We start from the raw sequence: 23,253 nt of genomic DNA, 5'->3' as shown, positions 1-23,253 counted from the left end.
ACCAGTCCATGGCGATGGCCGGGTTCTGGGCCTGGGCGCTGTCCGGCAGCTCCAGTCTGGGGCGGCTGTAGTCGGGGCCGACCGCGCAAGCGCTCAGCGCCAGCGCCAGCAATGAGGGCATCAGCGCGCGTTTAAGCATCGCCACCCTCCTCCGCCGTCGCCGGCGCTTTGCGCCGCTCCGACGCCTGCATGATCAGGCGGAAGAACAGCGGCACGAAGAAGGTAGCGATGAAAGTGGCGGCCAACATGCCGCCCACCACCGGGGTGCCCAGCGCGCGGCGGCTGGCGGAGCCGGCGCCGCTGGAAATCACCAGCGGCACGCAGCCCAGGATGAAGGCCAGCGAGGTCATCACGATGGGACGGAAACGCAGCCGCGCCGCCTCCAGCGCGGCGTCCATCAGCGACAAGCCCTGCTGGCGCTGTTGCACCGCGAACTCCACGATCAGGATGGCGTTCTTGGCCGCCAGGCCCACCAGGGTGACCACGCCGATCTGGAAATAGACGTTGTTGTCCTGCTGACCGATGACAGCGGCAAGCAAGGCGCCGAACAGCGCGAACGGCACCGAGGTCACCACCGCCAGCGGCAGGCTCCAGCGCTCGTACTGCGCGGCCAGGATCAGGAACACCATCAGAATGCCGAACAGGAAGGCGGTGGCGGCGGTGCCGCCGGCCAGTTTTTCCTGGTAGGCGCTGCCACTCCAGGCCAGCGCGTAGTCCTTGTCCAAGCTCTGGCTGGCCAGTTCTTCCAGCGCACGTATCGCTTGGCCGGAACTGACGCCGGGCGCCGGCTGGGCCAGAATCTTGGCGGCGTTGAAGACATTGAAGCGATCCACCAGCTCGGGCCCGAAGCTGGATTTAACCTGCACCAGGCTGGACAAGGGCACCATCACGCCTTCGGTGGAGCGCACATAGATATTGGCGATGTCCTGCGGCCGGGCGCGGAAGTCCGCCTCGGACTGCAACTGCACCTTGTAAGTGCGGCCGAACTTGTTGAAGTCGTTGACGTAGAGCTGGCCGAAAGTCGCTTGCAGGGTGTCGAACACCTGGGTGATGTCCACGCCTAGCGCCTTGGCCTTCTCGCGGTCCAGGTCCAGATACTTCTGCGGCACATCGGCACGGAAGGTGGTGGCCACGCTGGCGAACTCCGGCCGCTGCCGCGCCGCCGTCAGCAACTTTTCCGTTGCCTGGCTCAGCTTTTGCGAGCCTTGGCCGCCGCGATCCTGCAAATACGCTTCCAGGCCGCCAGTGGTGGACATGCCGATGATGGGCGCCGGGCTGAAAGCGCTCATCACCCCGGCCTGCAAGCTGCGGCCCAGGCGGTTGAACTCGGCGGCCACGGAGGCAGCGTCCTCGCCCTTGCCCTTGCGCTGATCCCAATCCTTCAGCGTGATGAAACTGGTGCCGCGATTGGTCTGCTTGGAGCCGGACAGGATGTCAAAACCCGTGAAGGTGGTGACATTTTCCACATTGGGATTGGCCAGCATCAGCCGGTCGAACTCGGCGGTGGCCTTGGCTGTGCGGGTCAGCGCGGCCGCGTCCGGCAAGGCGGTGTTGGCGAACAGCGTGCCCATGTCCTCATTGGGCACCAGCGAGCCCGGCACTTTCTGATACAGGCCCACGGTGGCGGCCAGCACGATGGCGATCAGGCCGCAAGCGACGCCGACGCGGCGGTTGAGAAAGGAGACCCCCGACACGTAACGACTGGTTATCCGCTCGAACACGTGGTTGAACCACCGGAAAAAGCGCGGTGGCTGGTGATGGCCGGGTTTGAGCAGCAAGGCGCACAAGGCTGGGGTCAGCGTCAGCGCGACGATGCCGGAAATGATCACCGACATGGCGATGGTGACGGCGAACTGCTGATACATCACCCCGGTCATGCCGCCCATGAAGGCCACTGGCAGGAACACCGCGCACAATACCAGCACGATGGCCACCAAGGCGCCGGACACCTCCTGCATCGCCAGGACAGCGGCCTCCTTGGCGCTACAGCGGCGCTCGCTCATGATGCGCTCGACGTTTTCCAACACCACGATGGCATCGTCCACCACGATGCCGATGGCCAGCACCATGCCGAACAGCGTCAGCAGATTGATGGAAAAGCCCAGCAGCAGCATGCCGGCGAAAGTGCCGATCAGCGACACCGGCACCGCCACGCAGGGAATCAGCGTGGCGCGGAAATTCTGCAGGAACAGATAGACCACCAGGAATACCAGCACCATGGCCTCGGCCAGGGTCTTGATCACCTCGTTGATAGATACCTTGACGAATTTGGTGGTGTCGAAGGGAATGGCGTAGTCCACCCCGGCTGGGAAGCGGACCTTGAGCTCCTCCATCTTGGCGGCGATGGCGGCGGACACCTGGAGCGCGTTGGCGTTGGGCTGCAGATAGGTGCTGATGCCGACGCTGGGCTTGCCATTGCGCATGCTGGTCACATCGTAATCGTTGCCGCCCAGTTCCACGCGCGCCACATCCTTGACCCGGATCTTGGAACCATCCGGCATCGAGCGCACGATGATGTTCTCGAACTCCTTGGGCTCGCTGAGCCGGCCCTTGGCATTGACGGTATAGGTGAAGTTGATCGCCGCGCTGGTGGGCTGGGCGCCGATCTTGCCGGCGGCGAACTGGGCGTTCTGCTCGCGCACCGCCGCGGCCACATCGGACGGCGTCAACCCCAGCTGCGCCATGCGGTCCGGCCGCAGCCACAGCCGCATCGCGTAATCGGTGCCGCCCATCATGGACACATCGCCCACCCCGGGAATGCGCTTGAGTTCGTCCATCACATTGAGCAGCGCGTAGTTGGACAAGTAGTTGCGGTCATACTGGCCATTGGGCGAGCCGATGGAAATCACGCTGAGCACCGAGGTGGACTTCTTGCGCACGGTGACGCCCTGGCGCTGCACCTCGTCCGGCAACTGCTTCATCGCCGCCTGCACCCGATTGTTGACATCGATGGTGGCTTGGTCCGGATCGGTGCCCACGGTGAAATAGACATTCAGGCTGAGCTGGCCGTTGGAGGCGGCGCTGGATTGCATGTAGAGCATGTTTTCCACGCCGTTGAGCTGCTGCTCCAACGGCGCGGCCACCGTTTCCGCGATGGTCTGCGGCGTGGCGCCCGGATAGTTGGCCGACACCGACACCACGGCCGGCACGATTTGCGGATACTGCTCCACCGGCAGCGCGCGCAAGGCGGCCAGGCCGGCCAGCACGATGACGATGGACAGCACGCTGGCGAAGATGGGCCGGTTGATGAAGAAACGCGAGAACATGGTCAGCCCCTCACGCCTTGGCCGGCGCGGCGGTCATCGGCTTGACCATGGCACCGGGCCTGGCCTGCATCAGGCCATCGACAATCACCCGCTCACCGGCCTTGAGGCCGGACTCGACCACCATCCGCCCACCCACCTGGGCGCCCAGCTTGACCGTCTTGGCCTGTACCTTGTCATCGGCCCCCACCACCATTAGCTGGGTATCGGCCTGGGCCTGGACTATGGCCTGCTCCGGCACGGTCAGCACATTCTTGCGCATGCCCAGGTCCAGCATCACGCGCACGAACTGGCCAGGCAGCAATTGTCCGGCCGCATTGGGAAATTGAGCGCGCGCGCTGATGGTGCCGGTTTTGGGATCGACGCGATTGTCGCGGAAATCCAGCTCGCCGTTCTGCGCGTACGTCCGGCCGTCGGCCAGGCGGATGCGCACCGGCAAGCCTGCCTGCCGCCCCGAGTTCACCTGCCCAGTGGCCAGACTGTGTTGATAGTCGAGGCTATCCTGCTCGGAAATGGAAAAATTGACGTAGATGGGATTGAGCTGGGAAATCGTGGTCAGCGGCTCGGTGGCATCCACGCGGATCAAGCTGCCCTCGGATTGCACCTGCTTGCTGGTCAGGCCTGGAATCGGCGCGACGACCCGAGTGTAATCCAGATTGAGCTGGGCTTCCTTGACCTTGGCGTCGGCGGCCTGCTTGGCCGCCTTGGCGTTATTGAGCGCGGACACCGCGTTGTCGTAATCCATGCGCGCCACCGCCTGCTCGCGATACAGCGGGCGGATGCGCTCCAGGTCGGCGCTGGCTTTTTGCAAGGCGGCCAATTGCTGCGCCTGCGCGCCCTTGGCCTGCTCCAGCTGCGCCTGGTACGGCGCGGGGTCGATCTGGAACAAGGCCTGCCCCTGCTTCACCGGCTGGCCTTCCACATAAGTGCGCTTGAGCAGGATGCCGCCGACGCGGGCACGCACTTCAATATCGCGGTAACCGGCGGTTTCACCCACCAGTTCCATCACCATGGGCACGTCGCCGGGCGTCGCGGTCTCCACCGTGACTTGCGGCACGGCCGCCACGGGTTGCGACGGCGAGCCGCAAGCGGCCAGCCAGGCCGGCATGGATAATATCAGGACAAGCGACAATACATGCCGCGACGAATAGCGCATTATGATTTCTCCATATGAGCGGGGATGTGGAATGGGCGGGCAACCCAGGCGCAAGCGGAGGCTTTGTCGCTTGTTATGAACGGATCTATGCCACGAGAGCGGGCAAGGCTGTTCGCAGCAACTTGAAGCGTCGCCCATTAGAACAGCCTGTTATGAAGTGTTTTTTTGGAAAATCTGCGTTTTTGTAAATTGCGGGTAAATTCACATCGAAACTATGTAAATTAATGTGAATGATATTCAATATCATTATCACGAAGAGAGACCACCGCGCCGGGACTGACCGGAAATATCCGCCGTGACCCAGTTCTGCATTAGGCAATGCCACGGCAGCATTAATCGGTCCGTGATGGGGCGTCCGCCTTCATTCCGGAATCAACTTTGAGCAGCATGCTGGCGTAACTACCGTCCTTGCGCATTGCGCGCAAGCCCGCCTCCAACTGCGCCGCGCTCTCCCGCCCCTGCGCCCTGGCCTTGGAAAATGCCAGCCAGAAGCCATCCTGGCTGATGCTGCCCACCTTGCGGACTCTGCCGGCGGCATCGGGGTTGCCGCGGATGCGCAACTGCCCGGGTAGCGCGTTCATCAACACATAATCCACGCGCCGCGCCAGCAGCATGCGTATCAAGTCCTCATCCGAGGCCGCCACCGATTTCATAATCCTTACGTCGCGATAAAAGGCACTGGGATAGGTGTAATCCTGGGTGATGCCCACCCGCCGGCCAATCAGGTCTTTCAGGCCCAGGCCGGCATCGCCGCTGGCGGCGCGCGCGAAAATGGCCAGCTCTTCGGTGAACATCGGCGTTTGATGCCACCAGAACTGCTCGCGATTGTCATCGGTAATGGTAACGCTAAGGCAGCCCGCCGCCCGGCCGACACGCGCCAGCATCAGGCAGCGCGCAAATGGCACGGTGACGAAGCTAACCGCCACGCCCTGGCGACGGAAGGCCTCGCGCACCAGTTGCGGCGCCAGCCCCCGCGGCGCCGAGCTGACCGCGCCGCGCGCGGAATACGGCGGCCAATCGTCCTCGACGGCAATGAGCAGACCAGGCCCCGCCAGCGCCTCGGCGGCCAGCAGGGCCGAACACAGCATTGCTGCAAACCACGCAGGCATAGCTCCCTCCCGGCCGTGGGTTGACACCACCCATGCATTACTTAATATCAACAATTCATGATCCACCACGTTCTCAGAGCCTGTTCAAAGTCTCGCGCGCCAGAGCGAGATCGTACGCACGAGCCCCGAGTGGCAACAGCGGACTTTCCAGGTTTGAGCGGTTCTTGGCCCGATTGTCACGGCAAAGCGCTTGACCCTCGCGCGCAGGCAATGCCAAGATCATGAATCCACCCCCGCCCTTCATGCGCTAAACCGCTGCTGCTCAAGGAGATTGGCTTGGAACCGTTTTGCCACCCGCTAGAAGTGCGCTGGTCCGACTGCGACGCCAACCAGCATGTCCGCCATACCGCCTATGCCGATTTCTGCACCCATGCCCGCATCGAATGGCTGCGCGGCCAGGGTTTCGGTTTCGAGCAATTTCAGGCCCAGGGTTTCGGCCCGGTCATTTTCAAAGAGTGGACCGAGTATTTCAAGGAACTGCGGCTGAGCGAGCGCATCCACGTGCGGCTGGCCATTGCCGCCCTGAGCCAGGATAGCAAGCGCTTCTGCATCCGCCACGAGATTTATAAGGAAGACGGCCGCCTGGCGGCGCGCCACGAGATCAGCGGCTCATGGATAGACCTGACACTGCGCAAGCTGACCACTCCGCCGCCGGAATTGGGCGCCATCTTCGCTTGGGCCGAGCGCACCGAGGATTTTCAGGCGCTGGATTGAGAAGCGCCAGACGCGAAAAAGCCCTGACTGAAAAGTCAGGGCTTTTTGCTTGCTTTGGCGGAGAGGGGGGGATTCGAACCCCCGTTAGGGTATTACCCTAAACACGCTTTCCAGGCGTGCGACTTAAACCACTCATCCACCTCTCCGGAGGTGTCTTGCTAGTTTGCGCCGGCGGAACCGGAGCAATAAAAAAACCGCCAGGGCAGTTTTTGTCAATTCTGGCGGAGAGGGGGGGATTCGAACCCCCGTTAGGGTATTACCCTAAACACGCTTTCCAGGCGTGCGACTTAAACCACTCATCCACCTCTCCAGAATCCCTGTGAAACAAGGCGCTTGGCGTTTCGTTCACAGAGGCTGCGCAGTATATAAGCCCTACTCATCCGGCGCAAGTGTTTTGTAAGCGGAATGAGAAAAAAGCGTGTCGACATACTCGTCCACCCCTTCCCGCTCGCGCCGCAGCCAGCCGGCTATCGCGCCGCGAAAACGCGGATCGGCAATATAATGGGCGGACCAGGTGCGCTCCGGCTCAAAGCCGCGCGCCAGCTTGTGCTCGCCCTGCGCGCCGCCCTCGAAACAATGCAGGCCGGCGCGGATCGCATACTCCAGGCCCTGGTAATAACACAGCTCGAAATGCAGGCAGGGAATATCGGCCAGCGCGCCCCAGTATCGCCCATACAGCACACCGTTCTGCACCAGGCACAGGCTGGCCGCCAGCGGCGCGCCGTCGCGCTCGGCGACGAACATCAGGCAATGCGGCCCCAGCCGCTCCGCCAGCAGCGCGAAGAAGGCCGGATTCAGATAGGGCGCGGAGCGGCGCTCCAGATAGGTCTGCCGGTAGCAGCGGTAGAACAACGCCCAGTCCTCGGCGCTGATCGCCTCGCCGCGCAATGTCCTCACCCTGACGCCGGCCTCGGCCACCTTGCGCCGCTCCTGGCGGATCTTCTTGCGCTTGTCGCGGCTCAGCGTGGCCAGGAAGGCGTCGAAGTCGGCATAGCCGCGGTTGCGCCAGTGGAACTGCACGCCCTCGCGCAATAGCCAGCCGGCCTCCTCCAGGGCGCGCGCCTCTTCGTCGGAGGGAAACAGCACATGGGCCGACGACAGGCCATGCTCCTCCACCACCTGCTCCAGACCGGCGATCAACTGCGGCCAGGCCGCCGCGTCGCCCAGCAAGCGGCGGCCACTCACCGGGCTGAACGGCGAAGCCACCACCAGCTTGGGATAATAGTCCAGGCCGGCGCGGGCATAGGCCTCGGCCCAGGCCCAGTCGAACACGTATTCGCCGCGCGGATGCCGCTTCAAATAGGCCGGCGCCAAGGCGCGCAATTCCCCATCCAGCTCCAGACTCAGCGGCAAGGGCAGCCAGCCGCTGGCCTCGCCCACGCAGCCGGCTTGTTCCAGCGCCTGCAGCCAGCGCCAAGCCGTGAACAGATTGCCGCCCGCCTCCAGCGCGGCCCATTGTTCCGCGCTCCAGGCGCCCACTCCCTCACGCAGTTGCAGTGACACCATGATTCCTCTCGGGCATTTGCGCCATCTATCAGGTAAAATTCCATCTATCTCGAAACATTCGGTTCCCTATCAAGATGCGTATCGCGCTCGCCCAGTTCAACCCCGTTGTCGGCGATATCACCGGCAACACCCGCAAAATCCTCGACCTCGCCCATGCCGCCATCGCCCAGGGCGCCGACGTGTTGGTCACGCCGGAACTGGCGCTGACCGGCTACAGCCCGGAAGACCTGCTGCTGCGCGACAGTTTTTACCGCGCCTGCGGACAGGCATTGGACGAGCTGCTGGAACTGGACGGCATCACCCTGGTGATCGGCCACCCGGCGCGCATGGGCGCGGAACGCTTCAACGCCGCCACCGTGCTGCGCGACGGCAACCGCCTGGGCCAGTATCACAAGATGCAGCTGCCCAATGACGAAGTATTCGACGAATGCCGCTACTTCACTCCCGGGGCCGCGCCGCTGGTGTTCCAGCAGGGCGATGCCAAGGTGGGCGTGCTGATCTGCGAGGACGTCTGGTCGGTGGACCCGGCCGCCGAAGCCGCCGACGCCGGCGCCGACGTGGTGGTGGTGCTCAACGCCTCGCCCTTCCATCGCAACAAGATAGAAACCCGCCACGCAGCGCTGCGCTACCGCGCCGAGGAAACCGGCCTGCCCTTCGCCTACGTCAACCTGACCGGCGGCCAGGACGAACTGGTGTTCGACGGCGCCTCCTTCGCCGTCAACCGCGCCGGCGAAGTGGTGGCCCAGGCCGCAGCCTACGACGACGAACTGCTGATCGTCGATTTCGACGGCGGCGATCTGCTGCCCGGCGCCAAGGCGACGCTGCCCGGCCCGCTGGAAAGCGTCTACCGCACCCTGGTGACCGGCGTGCGCGACTACATCGGCAAAAACGGCTTCCCCGGCGCGCTGCTGGGCCTGTCCGGCGGCATAGACTCCGCGCTGACGCTGGCGGTGGCGGTGGACGCGCTGGGCGCGGACAAGGTGCACGCGGTGATGATGCCCTCGCGCTATACCGCCGATATCTCGGTGACCGATTCCCGTGACATGGTGAACCGCCTGGGCGTGAAATACGAGGAAATCGAAATCTGGCCGATGTATGAAAGCTTCGTGCAAGCGCTGGCGCCCAGCTTCGCCGGCCTGGCCGAGGACACCACCGAGGAAAACCTGCAGGCGCGCATCCGCGGCACCCTGCTGATGGCGCTGTCCAACAAGAGCGGCAAGCTGGTGCTCACCACCGGCAACAAATCGGAAATGACCACCGGCTACTGCACCCTGTACGGCGACATGGCCGGCGGCTTCGCCGTGCTCAAGGACGTGGCCAAGACCCTGGTGTTCGAACTGTGCCGCTGGCGCAATCTGCAAGGCGAGATCATCCCCGAGCGCATCATCACCCGGCCGCCGTCGGCCGAGCTGCGGCCGGACCAGACCGATCAGGACAGCCTGCCGCCCTATGAGGTGCTGGACGCCATCATGGCGCGCTATGTCGAGGAAAACCTGTCCGCCGACGCCATCATCGCCGAAGGCTATGCCGAGGCCGATGTGCGCCGCGTGGTGCGCCTGCTGAAGATCAACGAATACAAGCGCCGCCAGGCGCCGGTGGGGCCGCGCGTCACCCATCGCGGTTTCGGCAAGGACTGGCGCTACCCGATCACCAATAAATTCAGCTAAGTCCGCGACGGACGACATGACATCGGCGATGCCGGATGCGTTAAAATGTCCGGCTCGCGCCGGTCCGCCACCCCGGAGCCGGCGCCGGACCTTCGCTTAGGAAATCGCATGCAACTAAAAAAAACGGGCCTCTGCGCCGCGCTGTGCGCACTGGCGCTGCTGGGCGGCTGCGCATCGCCGCTGACCAATAAGAGCGCGGACGAAGCCACCCGCAAAGTGGTGATCCAGAACTGGAACAGCCGCGGCTACAATATCGACGCCGACATCGGCTTCGACGAATTGCGCATGGCCAAGCCCAAGCACGCCGACGAAGAAGTCAGCGAGCTGGAAATGACCGAGGTGATGGATCAGGTCGCGCGCAGCATGCGCTTCAGCGTCAAGGGCGCGCTGGACGCGTCCGGCGGCAGGCTGGAACTGATCCCGGCGCTGCGGCTGGAACGCCGCAATCTGCTGGTCAGCGTGCAACTGCCGCTGCAATTCCACGCCAAGGACATGTCGCTGCTGGTGGACCCGTCCGCCGCCTATCTGTTCCTGCCGGACCTGCGCCCCTATGAAGGCAAGTTCCTGCGCGTGCGCCTGCCGCAACGCGTGGCCGACAACTTCCCGCTCAAGGCCATGTACCAGGCGATGCCGAAGCTGCTGGACGAAGCCTACGCCAAGGTGGACAAGCAGGCGTTCAGCTTCCAGCCGCTGGATGAGCGCGCGCGCGAACTGGGCGCGCGCTACCAGCTGCGCATCGCCATGAACCATGCCCAGGAAAATCAGCTGGCCGCCCATATCGTCGACGGCCTGATCAAGGTCGCGCAGCAGGAAGCCGCGCGCAAGCCGCAGCTCAAGCCCGGCCCGCTGGGCAGCGAAAGCCTGCTGCAGCTGATCAAGAGCCTGCTCAGCGTTACCGAGGCCAACCCGCTGAACAGCAATACCGTCAGCGATCTCTATGTCAGCCGTGGCGGCGACCTGCTCGCCATCCGCCAGACCATACGCTTCAACAGCCCGGACTTCCGCGGCCAGGCGCACGCCGACATCCGCTACAGCCATCTAGGCAAACCGGTGTTCGCCTTCCAGCCTGGCGCCGCCGACATCGTGGACCTGGAGCAGTTGGAGAAGCCGGAATGGCTGAAGCCGCTGGGCCTGGCGCTGCGCGCGCTCGACCAGCCGCCGGCCGCCGGCGAGGGCGCGGCCGAAACCGCCCCGGATGCGTCCGCCGCGCAATAATCGCTAAGAACGTGTTTACGATCTCGCGAGCTAAGGCGAGACAAGGCGAAAACCACTGAGAAAGCGGAATGTACAAGTGGTACATGAGCATTTCGAAGCGGTACTCACCGTGTCACGTCTCACGACGCGCAGCAGATCGTAAACAGGTTCTAACACAAAAGGCGCCGCCGCCGCGTCCACAACCGGAAACCGCGGCCGGCGGCGGCAGTCTCACCTGCTTTGCGACGGCCGCGCGCCGCGCCAAGGACCAGAACCGCATGAAGATGAAAACACTGATTTCCGCCTCTTTCGCCATCGCCGCGCTGGCCTTGCCCGCCGCCGGCCACGCCGCCGCCATCGCCCAGCTCAAGGCCTTCGTCAACGGCAACAAGACCCTGAGCGCCGACTTCAAGCAAGTGGTCAGCAACAAGGGCAAGCGCGAGGAAGCCAGCGGCCGGCTGGAAATCGCCCGCCCCGGCAAATTCCGCTGGGAATACAGCAAGCCCTACGAGCAATTGATCGTCGGCGACGGCAAGACGCTGTGGGTCTACGACAAGGACTTGGCCCAGGTCACCCGCAAGGCGCAGGGCGCGGCGCTGGGCTCCAGCCCGGCGGCGCTGCTGGCCGGCAGCAACGCCATCGAACAGAACTACCAGCTGAAGGAAGCCGGCAAGACCGGCGAGGTGGAATGGCTGTCCGCCAGCCCCAAGCAGGCCGACAACAGCTTCAGCGCCATCCGCATGGGCTTCAAGGCCAATATGCTGGTGGAAATGGAATTGACCGACAGCTTCGGCAACCACACCAAGGTCAGCTTCAGCGCGCCGCAGAAAAACCCGGCGCTGGCCGCCTCCCGCTTCGCCTTCGTGCCGCCCAAGGGGGTGGACGTGGTCAGCGGCGACTAAGCCGCCCCGCCGCCCTCCAGCCGCCTCCGGGCGGCTTTTCCTTTAGCGCTGCTTCAATGCCCCCTTGCTCGCCGTGAGACGCTGCGCGGTGAGCAACGCCTTGAATGCTCATACGCCACCAGCGCCGTCCACCATCTCAGCCGTATTCCTATTGTCGCGCTCGCGAGAGCGTGGACAGATGCGGGCATCGTGCCAAAAACGCCACAAATCATCGTTGTCCTTGCTGGGTCGGCTTGACTTTATCTTATTTAAAAACATATCTTAAGATATATTTTCTTTAGGACAGCCGCCATGCATCACCCTCTTGGCACCCTGCTCCGCCAACTGAGCGGACGCAATGCACATCATCGTCTCCACGCGATGGCCCGCCACGGCCACGGCGGCGCTCATGGCCGGCATGGAGGCTTTGGCGGCTTCGGCGGCGGCGACGACGAGAACCTGACCCGCGGCCGCAAATTCAGCTCCGACGAATTGCAGCTGTTATTGCTGGCCCTGCTGGAACAGCAGCCCAGTCACGGCTACGAGCTGATCAAGGCGCTGCAGAGCCGCAGCAACGGCTTTTACAGCCCCAGCCCCGGCATGGTCTACCCGGCGCTGACCTATCTGGAAGAATTGGGCCGCATCTCGGTGAGCGAGGAAGGCAAGCGCAAATGCTATGCGCTGACGGCGGCCGGCCGCGACTACCTGGAACAGAACCGCGAGCAAGTGGAATGGATGATGGCGCGGCTGCAGCACATCGCGCGCAAGATGAACTCGATCCGTCGCGCGCTGACCGGGGAAATGCCGCCGCCGGATGATGCCGCCGGCAGCTGGATTCCGGAGCTGACCCGGGCCCGCGGCGAGCTGAAGCAAGCGCTGATGCGCACCGCCAACGTCGACGAGAACGAACAGCGCCGCATCGCCGCCATTCTGAGGCAAGCCTGTGAGCAAATTCTGGGCGATACCGGCTAGAGAGAGTGTTTACGGCTCCAAGCGCCCAGCCATGACTTCAAAGACAGGACTCCCGATGACCACATCCGATCTGACCGTTCAACGCCTGCGCCACCCGCTGCGCTTCCGCCTGCTGCAAGTGCGCGCCATCCGCCCGCTCGGCCCCACACTGCTCTGCGTCACCCTGGCCGGCGAGGAGCTGGCCGGCTTCACCTCCGCCTCCTTCGACGACCACCTCAAGGTGTTTTTCCCCGAGCACCCGGACGGCAAGCCGGCGCTGCCGGCGCTGGTGGACGAAACCCTGATCTACCCGGAAGGCGAGCCGCGCCCGACCGCTCGCGACTACACCCCCTGCCGTTTCGACCCGGAACGCCAGGAACTGGACCTGGAGTTCGCGCTGCACGAGGCCGGTCCCGCCACCAGCTGGGCGGCCCAGGCCAAGCCCGGCCAATACCTGGGCATAGGCGCGCCCGCGCGGCTCCTTGGTCATTCCGGCGGCTTTTGACTGGCATCTGCTAATCGGCGACGAATCCGCGCTGCCGGCCATCCGCCGCCGCCTGGCCGAGCTGCCACCCACCGCCAAGGTCATCGCCCTGCTGCAAAGCAGCGAGGCGGGCCAAGGCTGCGAACTGCCCGCTCATCCCAATGCCGACATCCATTGGGTGCACCAAGGCGCCGACGCCGAACCGGCGCTGCTCACCGCGCTCAAATCCCTGGCCTTGCCGGCGGGCGAAGGCTTTGTCTGGGCCGCCGGCGAATACCACGCCATCCGCGCGGTGCGCGTGCATCTGCGCGAGGAGCGCGGCATAGACAAGAGCCGCATCCGCGCCGCCAGCTACTGGCGCGAAGGCCGGGCCGCCAGCCACGAAACGCTGGAAGACTAAGCCGCGACCCAAACGACAAAGCCCCCTTGAAGGGGGCTTTGTCCAAGCCGCAACACAGAAGCCAGCTTATTTCGCCTGCAACATAATGAATTCGGCCGGCACCTCACCCGCCAGCCACACCATCTCATTGCCGTGATAGAACGCCGCTCCCGCCGCATAGGCGGCGGTGGCGTCCACCTTGAGCAAGACCGGCGCGGCGGCCTTGCGGCCACCCACCTGCATCGCGGTTGCCGTATCCACCGACAAATGCACATACTGCCGCCCCATCGGCCGCAGGCCTTCCCGCTGGATCAACTCCGCGACTTCCGGCGAAGTTCCATGATAAAGCCACGCCGGCGGCGCGCTTTGCTGTTTTGACAATTTTCCCGGCAGCGAATGACCATAAAACGCGCGGATGCGGTCACCATCGATCTCATGTCGCTTCTTCTCGGAGCGCGCGATCATTTCAAGCAGATCGGCAAGCCCCAGATCGCGCCACTCTCTACGCTCCACGCGCAGGGCCGCCAGCAAGGCTGTCAGCGGCACCCAGCCGGCATCGTCCAGTTCCAGTTCATATAGCCAAGGTTCGTGACGCAGCGCGTGTGACACGGTCCGGCTCAAGTTTTGGTAATCCATGATGCTCTTTCACATGGCAGCGACCAGGGCCGCGGCCTGACTATCCATGCAGGGCCGCACTCAGTTGCGCGTCACCGCGTCGCCCGGCGCATAAGCCGCAGCGTCGATGGGCGAGTGCGCGGCGATGTACTCGCGCAGCATCTCGGCGTCGACGAAGCCGGTATTGACGAAGCCCGGATGCTTGTTCATCAGCGGGTAGCCGTCGCCGCCGGCGGCGATGAAGCTGTTGATCGCCATCCGGTAGGTCTTGGCCGGGTCGATGGGCTGGCCGCCGATCAGCGCCTGCTGCAACTGCCCGCCGACGATGCGCAGCTTGACGCCGGCGAACTGGGCGAAGGCGCCGGCGCCGGGCGTCATGCGCGCGGCCGCTTTCAGGTAATCCAGCGCTTCCTGGCCGTTCAGGTCCACATAGACCAGGGTGCTGCCGAAGGGATACACCTTCAGCACATCGCGGTAATTGATCGCGCCCGCCGGCAGCGAATCGCGGATGCCGCCGGAATTATTGACCGCGAAGTCCGCCTTGACCTTGGCCATCATTACCTGGCCGATGAACACCCCCAGATTGGTGGGCTGACTGCGCACCGAGCCGCGGTCGCCGTCCAGCTTGGCGCTGCTCTGCCCCACCGGCACCTCCAGCGCCGCCTGGCCCTTGTTCTGATAGTTCTGCAGGAAGTTGCGCAGCTTGCCGTCTTCCTCGATCAATTGGGTGTAGGGTACTTTCTGGTCCTTGCCGTCCGCGCCCTTGACCGTTTTCTTGAGGTTGACCGGCAGCAGGCGGTACTGGGTCAGCTTGAGCGTGCCGTTGCGGAACTCGAAATCGGCGCGGCCCACGTATTTGCCCCATTCATGCGCCTGCACGATCCAGGCGCCGTTCTGGCGATCCGGCGCGCAGGGCATGCCCGGCACATAGGCGTCGTCGCGCAGGTTTTCCGCCTTCATGCACACCGGGTTCTGGCTATGGCCGCCAACGATCAAATCCAGCCCCTTCACCGCGCGCGCCATTTCCACATCGCCCGGCGCGTTCACGCCGTGCTGGCCGTCGGTATAGTGACCCATATGGGTGGCGGCGATGACGACGTCGGCGCTCTGGCGCAGCTCCGGCACCAGCTTGCCGGCCTCGGCGATGGGGCTGCGGAACTCGATGCCCTTGACCTGCTCCGGGTTCACCATCTTGGCGGTGTCGTCGGTGGTCAGGCCCAGCACCGCCACCCGCACGCCGCCCAGGTTGAACATCGTGTACGGGTCGAACATGCGCTGGCCGTCCTTGTAGATATTGGCGGACAGCATGGGGAAGTTGATCCACTGGCGCTGTTTCATCAGCACCGGCACCGGCTTGTCGAACTCGTGGTTGCCCACCGCCATCGCGTCGTAGCCGATGCGGCTCATGCCGCGGAAATCCGGTTCCGCGTCCTGCAGATCGGACTCCGGCACCCCGGTATTGACGTCGCCGCCGGACAACAGCAGGGTGTAGCCGCCAGCGGCCTTGACCTCGGCGCGCACCTGGTCCACCAAGGTTTTCTGCGCGGCCAGGCCGTATTCGCCGTCGCTATTGGGCCAGAAGCGGCCATGATGGTCATTGGTATGCAGGATGGTGATCTTGTAAGTCTTGTCTTCGACATAATTGCCCTTGCCGGGGGTGGCGGCGCAGGCGGAAAGCAGGCTGGCCGCCAGCAGGGACAGGGCAAGCGGTTTCACGGACAGTTTCATCGTTAATCCTTGATTTTTATTGGCATGTGGCGGCGCGGGTGCGGGCTGCAAAAATGGCGGACCCGCGGGCCCGCCATTGCTGAAAGTCATGTCCTCGCCGAACGCACGGAACATCCGGCCAGGCGCTCGAGCTTATTTGCTCCAGCTGTCCTTCAGACCCACACTGCGGTTGAACACCGCCTTGACGCCAGGCTGGTGCTCGTAGCGGTCGGTGACGAAATAGCCCAGGCGCTCAAACTGGAAGCGCGACTCCGGCGCCGCCTGCAGCACCGAGGCCTCGACATAGGTCGGCACCAGTTTCAGCGATTCCGGGTTCAGGAACTGGCGGAAGTCCACGTATTCGCCATCCTCGCCGCGCACCGCGTCCGGACGCGGCTCGGTGAACAGGCGGTCATACCAGCGCACATCGGCCTCAATCGCGTGTTCCGCCGACACCCAGTGGATCACGCCCTTGACCTTGCGGCCTTCCGGGTTCTTGCCCAGGGTGTCGTGGTCGATCGAACACTTCAGCTCGATGATCTCGCCAGCGGCGTCCTTCACCACTTCCTCGCACTTGATCACATAGGAGTAGCGCAGGCGCACTTCGCCGCCGGCGGTCAGGCGCTGCCACTTGGGCGGCGGCACTTCGGCGAAATCGTCGCGCTCGATCCAGATCTCGCGGGCGATGGGCACTTCGCGCTCGCCGAACTCCGGATGATGCGGATGGAAAGGCGCGCTGCGGCTGGCGGTGACGGCGGCGTCGTAATTGCTCAGCGTCACTTTCAGTGGATTCACCACCGCCATCACGCGCGGCGATTCGTTTTCCAGCGTCTCGCGCACCGCGCCTTCCAGGATGGCCATGTCGATGATGTTCTCGCTCTTGGACACGCCGATGCGCTGAGCGAACAGCTTGATGCCGGCCGGGCTGTAGCCGCGGCGACGCATGCCGGCAACGGTGGGCATGCGCGGATCGTCCCAGCCGCTCACCGCGCCTTCGTTCACCAGCGCCAGCAGCTTGCGCTTGGAAGTCAGCGTGTACAGCAGCTCCAGACGCGAGGACTCATACTGGCGCGGGTGGCAGCCGATGCTGATATTGTCCAGCACCCAGTCATACAGCGGGCGGTGATCTTCGAATTCCAGCGTGCACAGCGAGTGGGTGATGCCCTCGATGGCGTCGGAAATGCAATGGGTGTAGTCGTACATCGGGTAGATGCACCACTTGTCGCCGGTACGGTGATGGTGAGCGCGGCGGATGCGGTAGATGGCCGGATCGCGCAGATTGATGTTGCCGGAAGACATGTCTATCTTCAGGCGCAGCGTCTTGCTGCCGTCCGCGAACTCGCCGTTCTTCATGCGCGCGAACAGGTCCAGGTTCTCCTCCACGCTACGCTCGCGGTAGGGGCTGTTCTTGCCCGGCTCGGTCAGGCTGCCGCGGTACTGGCGCATTTCCTCGGCGGACAGATCGTCCACATAGGCCTTGCCGGCCTGGATCAGCTCCACCGCGTAACCGTACAGGCGGTCGAAATAGTCGGAGGCGAAGCGCACGTCGCCATCCCACTTGAAGCCCATCCAACTGATGTCGTCGATGAAGGACTGCACATACTCCGGCGACTCTTTCTCCGGGTTGGTGTCGTCCATGCGCAGATTGCACTTGCCCTGGTAGTCCTCGGCCAGGCCGAAGTTCAAGCAGATGGCCTTGGCGTGGCCGATGTGGGCGAAGCCGTTGGGCTCCGGCGGGAAGCGGGTGACGATGCTGCTGTGCTTGCCGGAAGCCAGATCCTCGTCAATGATGTTGCGGATGAAATTGCTGACAACCGGCGCGTTGTTTTCCGTGCTCATTCGTTTTGTGCCGTGCGATTTATGACTAATCGAAGATTGTAACCGATTTTTGCCCAATACTTGAGACCCCGCACGCCAACGTTTTTGCTACCTGGCAACGCGTCAATTCCGCCTATCGGCAAACATTGAATAATCGTAGTCGTCCAGGTTCAAACCGGATGCATCTCCCAATACCGACCCACCAAAACCGCAGTCCGGATTCGGGCAGATCGCAGAACGGCCATCATCCTGCCATCTCAGCACAGCAGAGGGAGGGAAGCGGAAGTAGCACGCGGTACAGATGCACTCCCGACTGGCCATCACTTCATCACGGTTGTCCCAAACGTGATCATCAGCAGCCTCCCCCAAACAACGCAGCAGCTCCTCGCTGAACCCTTTCGGATTCATTGACAGTTTGGTGGATATTTCGGATACAGGCACCGCACACCCACTCAGCCATTCTTTCAGCCACCTAAACACCATTTTCATCCTCAAACCAGTGACTTGCCGATCATGCCTTCCAACAAACTCAGCGGGGAGCGTTTCGAATCGCTCATCGCCGCCGCCGGCAGCCAGAAGGTCTGCTCCAGCATGAACTGGCCGGACATCACCGCGTGCGACGCGTGGTCGGAAAAGCACACCCAGGCGCAGCCGGGTGGAAACGGCATGGTTTCCTGCGGACATTGGCCCTGGTACTCCAGATCCGCCTTCATCGCGTCGTGCAGATGCAGCATGATGTGATCGTAAGCGCTGCGCTTGCGCTTGGTGATTTTCAAGGCCGCCAGCAAGGCCGCCGAGCCCGGCCACTGCCGCGGCACCCTCGGCAGCATGCGCCGCGCCATGTCGGCGAAGGGCTCGCCCACCCGCCACACCCTGGGCTCGCCATCGGGGTTGATATTGCAGAACACCCGCAGAATACGCTCGCCGTAATTGGGACGCGATGGAAACGCGTCCACGTGCAAGCGGCTGTCGTCCTTGCGCCAGGAAGTCCGGCGTCCCTCCACCCGCAACAGCCGCAGGCTGGTGGGCGCCGCGCGCAGCCGGCCCTGGTACTCCGGCAGCAACCGCGCGGCCAGATCGGCGGCGGCCCGCTGATAGCGCGCGATCAAGCCGCGCACCGCGGCCTCCCGCTCCGCGCCGCCCACCACCCCGTGCAGCGCGCCGTTGTCCGGCTCCAGGCTGATGTTCTTGCGCTTGGGATCGGCGATGACCGGGTCCAACAAACCCCGCTCCTCGTCCAGCAGCCTGAAATCGAAACTGGGCAGATACAAGACCTTGCCCTGCTCCAGCTCATCCACATAGCGGCCTTGCGCCGCATCCTCCACCCATACGATCTGGCTCGCCATAATCGGCTCCCCGCTCCAACAATGGATCACAAGAAGCGGCTGCAAAGCTCGCCGGCCCACGCCGGCACAGCCATGAGAACCTGTTCAAAATCTTTTCCACGCCCGGCATCCGCACAAGCGACGGACACCGACGAAACAAGACTTTGAATAGACTTTATAGCCGCCCACCTCCAGCGGCGCCCAGCGCCGCCGCCCTCGCCGGCCACGACCGCGGCAGCGAAATGGGCGGCCAGCATACGCCCGCGGCGCGGCAAAGTCATGCCAGCGGCGTCCGGCCAGTCCCTGTGGACAGGCGGCGCAGCGCCTTGATTTGACGGAAAAATCCGGCCGCCCGGCAAAACCCTACTCCAAACCCAGGCAATTCCCAATAAAAAACAAGCGCTTATTCCACAAGCAAGCCGCAACTATGGCATAATGTCGGGTTGCTCGAACTTCAGTCCATAGCCAGCATGACGACCGCACACGCCGCCAAACCGATCACCTCCTACCGCAAGTACTGGGCCAGCCGCTTCGGCGCCGCCCCGTTCCTGCCGATGACCCGCGCCGAGATGGACCAGCTGGGCTGGGACTCCTGTGACATCATCCTGATCACCGGCGACGGCTATATCGACCACCCCAGCTTCGGCATGGCGCTGGTGGGCCGGCTGCTGGAAGATCAGGGCTTCCGCGTGGGCATCATCGCCCAGCCGGATTGGCACTCGGCGGACGCCTTCCGCGAACTGGGCAAGCCCAACCTGTTCTTCGGCGTCACCGCCGGCAATATGGACTCGATGATCAACCGCTACACCGCGGACCGCCGCCCGCGCTCGGACGACGCCTACACCCCGCACGCCGCGGCCAACAAGCGCCCGGACCGCGCCGTCACCGTCTACGCCCAGCGCTGCCGCGAAGCCTATCCCGGCGTGGGCGTGATGGTGGGCAGCATCGAAGCCAGCCTGCGCCGCATCGCCCACTACGACTACTGGAGCGAGAAAGTGCGGCCGTCGGTGCTGATCAACTCCAAGGCCGACCTGCTGCTGTACGGCAACGCCGAACGCGCGCTGGTGGAAGTGGCGCACCGCGCCGCCAGGGGCGAAAAGCTCAGCGAGATCCGCGACGTGCGCGGCACCGCCTTCATCGTGCCGCACGGCTGGCGCCCGGACGAAGAATGGCAGGAAATGGATTCCAGCGTGGTGGACCTGCCGGGCAAGGTGGACGCCCACCTCAACCCCTACCAGGAAATCCCGGAACAGGCGGCCGAAGCCACCAAGGACCAGGACCCGTCCAAGCCGCAGGTGATCCGCATCGAATCCCGCGAAGAACGCCTGGCCAAGCGCCGCGCCGAACGCGCCAAGACCGTGATCCGCATCCCGGCCTACGAGGCCGTGGCCCACGACCCGGTGCTGTACGCCCACGCCAGCCGCACCCTGCACCTGGAATCCAACCCCGGCAACGCCCGCGCGCTGGTGCAGATGCACGGCGAGCGCGACGTGTGGCTGACCCCGCCGCCGATTCCGCTCTCCACCGAAGAGATGGACCACGTCTACGGCCTGCCCTACGCCCGCAACCCGCACCCCAGCTACGGCGACGCCAATATCCCGGCCTGGGAAATGATCAAGTACTCGGTCAACATCATGCGCGGCTGTTTCGGCGGCTGTACCTTCTGCTCCATCACCGAGCACGAAGGCCGCATCATCCAGAGCCGTTCCGAGGAATCCATCCTCAAGGAAATCGAGGAAATCCGCGACAAGACCCCGGGCTTCACCGGCCATATCTCGGACCTGGGCGGCCCGACCGCGAATATGTACCGCCTCTCCTGCAAGGACCCGAAGATCGAGCGCTCCTGTAGGAAGCTGTCCTGCGTGTTCCCGGACATCTGCGAAAACCTGAACACCGACCACAGCCACCTGATCCAGCTTTACCGCAAGGCGCGCGCGCTGCCGGGCGTGAAGAAGATCAACATCCAGTCCGGCCTGCGCTACGACTTGGCCGTGCGCTCGCCCGAATACATCAAGGAACTGGTGCAACACCACGTGGGCGGCTATCTGAAGATCGCCCCGGAACACACCGAGGACGGCCCGCTGTCCATGATGATGAAGCCGGGCATGGGCGCATACGACAAGTTCAAGGAACTGTTCGAACGCTTCAGCCGCCAGGCCGGCAAGGAACAGTATCTGATCCCCTACTTCATCGCCGCCCACCCCGGCACCAGCGACGAAGACATGATGAACCTGGCGCTGTGGCTGAAGAAGAACAACTTCCGCCTGGATCAGGTTCAAACCTTCACCCCCACGCCGATGGCGATGGCCACCACCATGTGGCACACCCGCCGCAATCCGCTCAAGCGCCTGTCGCGCAGCTCGGAAAAAGTGGACGTGGTGCGCGACGGCTACCGCCGCAAGCTGCACAAGGCCTTCCTGCGCTACCACCACCCGGACAACTGGCAGATCCTCCACGACGCGCTGATCCAGATGGGCCGCAGCGACCTGATCGGCCACAGCAAGCACTGCCTGATTCCGCCGACGCCGCCGGGCGACAAGGCCGCCGCCGTGCGCCACCGCATGGGCGCGCCGCTGTCGCGCAACAAGGCCCCAGGCCAGCGCGCCGCCGCCCCCGCCAGCCACGGACAGCGCGGCAAGCCCTCGCAGGCCAAAGCCATGGCCAAGCCCGGCGCCGGCCAAGCGCCGGCCGGACGCGGCAAGCCCGCGAACAAACCGGGCAGCAAACCCGTCAGCAAGCCGGCCGGCAAGGGCCGCAGTCGTTGAATCCAGCCGCCCACGGGCGGCTTTTTGCCGGCCGGCGGCCGGGCACTTTGCCGCGCCACCGGCGTCTCAATCCAATACCCCCGCCCAGCGAGCCCGCCATGATCCACATCGACTTCGACCACAGCTACGCCCGCGACCTGCCCGACGCCTGCGCGCCGGTGCAGCCCGAACGCCCGCCCGCGCCAGCCCTGCTGTACTGGAACGCCGAACTGGCGCAAGAGCTGGGCCTGGACAGCGGCCAAGCCGACGCCGCCGAGCTGGCCGCCGCCTTCTCCGGCGCCGCCTTGCCGGACGGCGCCAAGCCCGTGGCCCAAGCCTATGCCGGCCACCAGTTCGGCGGCCTGTCGCCGTCGCTGGGCGACGGCCGCGCGCTGCTGCTGGGTGAAGTCATCGACCGCAACGGCCAGCGCCGCGACATCGCCTTCAAGGGCAGCGGCCGCACTCCGTTCTCGCGCCGCGGCGACGGCAAGGCCGCGGTGGGGCCGATGCTGCGCGAACTGATCATAGGCGAAGCCATGCACGCGCTCGCCATCCCCAGCACCCGCGCGCTGGCCGTGACCGCCACCGGCGAAACCGTCTACCGCGAACAAGCGCTGCCCGGCGCGGTGCTGACCCGCGTCGCCACCAGCCATCTGCGCGTCGGCACCTTCCAGTACTTCGCCCTCCGCGGCGAGCGCGACATGCTGCGCCGGCTGGCCGACTACACCCTGGCGCGCCACTACCCCGAACTGGCCGGCGCCGAACAACCCTATCTGGCGCTGCTGCAAGCGGTGGCGGAACGCCAGGCGGAACTGATCGCCCGCTGGATGCACGCCGGCTTCATCCACGGCGTGATGAACACCGACAATATGGCGCTCAGCGGCGAAACCATAGACTACGGCCCCTGCGCCTTCATGGACGTCCATCATCCGTCCACCGTGTTCAGCTCCATCGACAGCGGCGGCCGCTACGCCTACGGCAACCAGCCGGCCATCGCCCAATGGAACCTGGCCCGGCTGGCGGAAACCCTGCTGCCGCTGCTGGACCCGGACGAGCCCAAGAACGCGGTGCCGGCGGCCACCGCCGTCATCGAAGACTTCGCCGAACGCTACCAGGCGCATTGGCTGCAACAGGCGCGCCGCAAGCTGGGCCTGAGCCAGGCGCAGGACATCGACCAGGAACTGGCCGAAGACTGGCTGGCGCTGCTGGCGCGCCAGGACGCAGACCACACCCTGGCCTGGCGCCGGCTGGCCGACGCCGCCGAAGGCCAAGACCAAACACTGACTCAACTCTTCAACGACCCGGCCGCCGCCGCGCCGTGGCTGGCGCGCTGGCGCCAGCGGCTGGACGCCGAACCGCAAACCGCCGCCGAACGCGCCGCCGCGCTGCGCCAGGCCAACCCGCTCTACATCCCGCGCAACCACCTGGTGGAAGAAGCGCTGGCCGCCGCCAGCGACCACGGCGACATGGGCCCGACACTGGCGTTGCTGGACGTATTGCGCCAGCCCTACACCGAACGCGCCGGCCTGGAGCGCTACACGCTGCCGGCCGCGCCGGAAGTGGCACAAGGGTATCGGACCTTCTGCGGCACCTAAGTACACCCTGACGCAACAAGGGCAAGCCTGGCGGCTTGCCCTTGTTTCGCATCCATGTCCACCCCGCTACCCCTCTTGGGCTCAAATTCAACGGCTCCGGCCTGCAACCATGAAACCAACCTAGCGATTCTGCACGCTTATGCCC

Annotated in this window: 18 protein-coding genes and 2 tRNA genes; 9 read left to right on the top strand and 11 right to left on the bottom strand. The window is 64.5% G+C overall.

Annotation, left to right across the window (positions count from 1 at the left end; genetic code table 11):
• Positions 1-131 precede the first annotated feature (131 nt).
• The 3 genes from ACE3QM_RS17475 to ACE3QM_RS17465 form a co-directional block, all read right to left on the bottom strand.
• Positions 132-3,266, bottom strand: coding sequence for an efflux RND transporter permease subunit (locus tag ACE3QM_RS17475; protein WP_374423655.1), 3,135 nt, complete (start codon positions 3,264-3,266; stop codon positions 132-134).
• A gap of 10 nt (positions 3,267-3,276) precedes the next feature.
• Positions 3,277-4,371 (bottom strand): efflux RND transporter periplasmic adaptor subunit, encoded by a 1,095-nt coding sequence (locus ACE3QM_RS17470; RefSeq protein WP_231462403.1) that lies wholly within the window; start codon positions 4,369-4,371, stop codon positions 3,277-3,279.
• A 380-nt stretch (positions 4,372-4,751) separates the two neighbouring features.
• The gene (locus ACE3QM_RS17465) at positions 4,752-5,507 is read right to left on the bottom strand and encodes a substrate-binding periplasmic protein (protein ID WP_374423652.1); all 756 of its coding nucleotides are present in this window, start codon (positions 5,505-5,507) and stop codon (positions 4,752-4,754) included.
• Between the two features lie 297 nt (positions 5,508-5,804).
• On the opposite strand from ACE3QM_RS17465, the gene ACE3QM_RS17460 reads away from it, so the two are divergent.
• Positions 5,805-6,242, top strand: coding sequence for an acyl-CoA thioesterase (locus ACE3QM_RS17460; RefSeq protein ID WP_374423650.1), 438 nt, complete (start codon positions 5,805-5,807; stop codon positions 6,240-6,242).
• A gap of 55 nt (positions 6,243-6,297) precedes the next feature.
• Here the strand turns inward: ACE3QM_RS17460 and ACE3QM_RS17455 are convergent.
• The 3 genes from ACE3QM_RS17455 to ACE3QM_RS17445 all read right to left on the bottom strand — a co-directional run bounded on the left by ACE3QM_RS17455 (position 6,298) and on the right by ACE3QM_RS17445 (position 7,748).
• Positions 6,298-6,388, bottom strand: a tRNA-Ser gene (locus ACE3QM_RS17455).
• Between the two features lie 73 nt (positions 6,389-6,461).
• Positions 6,462-6,552, bottom strand: a tRNA-Ser gene (locus ACE3QM_RS17450).
• 62 nt (positions 6,553-6,614) lie between these two features.
• Positions 6,615-7,748 (bottom strand): GNAT family N-acetyltransferase, encoded by a 1,134-nt coding sequence (locus ACE3QM_RS17445; RefSeq protein WP_374423648.1) that lies wholly within the window; start codon positions 7,746-7,748, stop codon positions 6,615-6,617.
• Positions 7,749-7,822: 74 nt separating this feature from the next.
• Between ACE3QM_RS17445 and ACE3QM_RS17440 the strand changes: the two genes are divergently transcribed.
• From ACE3QM_RS17440 to ACE3QM_RS17415, 6 genes are all read left to right on the top strand, one after another.
• Positions 7,823-9,415, top strand: a complete 1,593-nt coding sequence (locus ACE3QM_RS17440; RefSeq protein WP_374423646.1) for an NAD+ synthase — start codon at positions 7,823-7,825, stop codon at positions 9,413-9,415.
• Between the two features lie 108 nt (positions 9,416-9,523).
• A complete protein-coding gene (locus ACE3QM_RS17435) occupies positions 9,524-10,630 on the top strand; it encodes a hypothetical protein (protein WP_374423644.1) in 1,107 nt (368 codons plus the stop codon).
• 257 nt (positions 10,631-10,887) lie between these two features.
• Positions 10,888-11,511 (top strand): outer membrane lipoprotein chaperone LolA, encoded by a 624-nt coding sequence (gene lolA / locus ACE3QM_RS17430; RefSeq protein WP_231581085.1) that lies wholly within the window; start codon positions 10,888-10,890, stop codon positions 11,509-11,511.
• A gap of 291 nt (positions 11,512-11,802) precedes the next feature.
• Entirely contained in the window at positions 11,803-12,462 is a 660-nt protein-coding gene (locus ACE3QM_RS17425) for a PadR family transcriptional regulator (protein ID WP_374423642.1), read from the top strand.
• Positions 12,463-12,517: 55 nt separating this feature from the next.
• Positions 12,518-12,946, top strand: a complete 429-nt coding sequence (locus ACE3QM_RS17420) for a siderophore-interacting protein (RefSeq protein WP_374423640.1) — start codon at positions 12,518-12,520, stop codon at positions 12,944-12,946.
• On the top strand, positions 12,924-13,325 hold the full coding sequence (locus ACE3QM_RS17415; protein WP_374423638.1) for a siderophore-interacting protein: 402 nt from the start codon (positions 12,924-12,926) through the stop codon (positions 13,323-13,325). The genes ACE3QM_RS17420 and ACE3QM_RS17415 overlap by 23 nt, the downstream gene beginning before the upstream one ends.
• 66 nt (positions 13,326-13,391) lie before the next feature.
• Here the strand turns inward: ACE3QM_RS17415 and ACE3QM_RS17410 are convergent, their stop codons facing one another.
• The 5 genes from ACE3QM_RS17410 to ACE3QM_RS17390 form a co-directional block, all read right to left on the bottom strand.
• A complete protein-coding gene (locus tag ACE3QM_RS17410; protein WP_374423635.1) occupies positions 13,392-13,940 on the bottom strand; it encodes an RNA 2'-phosphotransferase in 549 nt (182 codons plus the stop codon).
• Positions 13,941-14,000: 60 nt separating this feature from the next.
• The gene (gene ushA, locus ACE3QM_RS17405; protein WP_374423633.1) at positions 14,001-15,647 is read right to left on the bottom strand and encodes a bifunctional UDP-sugar hydrolase/5'-nucleotidase UshA; all 1,647 of its coding nucleotides are present in this window, start codon (positions 15,645-15,647) and stop codon (positions 14,001-14,003) included.
• 132 nt (positions 15,648-15,779) lie between these two features.
• Entirely contained in the window at positions 15,780-17,465 is a 1,686-nt protein-coding gene (locus ACE3QM_RS17400; RefSeq protein WP_048411867.1) for a glutamine--tRNA ligase/YqeY domain fusion protein, read from the bottom strand.
• A 102-nt stretch (positions 17,466-17,567) separates the two neighbouring features.
• Positions 17,568-17,933: a hypothetical protein gene (locus ACE3QM_RS17395; RefSeq protein WP_374423630.1), complete on the bottom strand. Its 366-nt coding sequence runs from the start codon at positions 17,931-17,933 to the stop codon at positions 17,568-17,570.
• 2 nt (positions 17,934-17,935) lie between these two features.
• Positions 17,936-18,790, bottom strand: coding sequence for a Kdo hydroxylase family protein (locus tag ACE3QM_RS17390; RefSeq protein ID WP_374423628.1), 855 nt, complete (start codon positions 18,788-18,790; stop codon positions 17,936-17,938).
• A gap of 449 nt (positions 18,791-19,239) precedes the next feature.
• Here ACE3QM_RS17390 and ACE3QM_RS17385 point away from each other — a divergent pair, with 449 nt between their 5' ends.
• The gene (locus ACE3QM_RS17385; RefSeq protein WP_374423626.1) at positions 19,240-21,534 is read left to right on the top strand and encodes a YgiQ family radical SAM protein; all 2,295 of its coding nucleotides are present in this window, start codon (positions 19,240-19,242) and stop codon (positions 21,532-21,534) included.
• 98 nt (positions 21,535-21,632) lie between these two features.
• Positions 21,633-23,108: a YdiU family protein gene (locus ACE3QM_RS17380; protein ID WP_374423624.1), complete on the top strand. Its 1,476-nt coding sequence runs from the start codon at positions 21,633-21,635 to the stop codon at positions 23,106-23,108.
• Positions 23,109-23,253 lie beyond the last annotated feature (145 nt).

This window comes from Chromobacterium sp., from assembly GCF_041912965.1.
Lineage (GTDB): Bacteria > Pseudomonadota > Gammaproteobacteria > Burkholderiales > Chromobacteriaceae > Chromobacterium > Chromobacterium aquaticum.
Note: the sequence above shows the minus strand (reverse complement) of the source record. Positions and strands in the feature narration are given on the sequence as shown.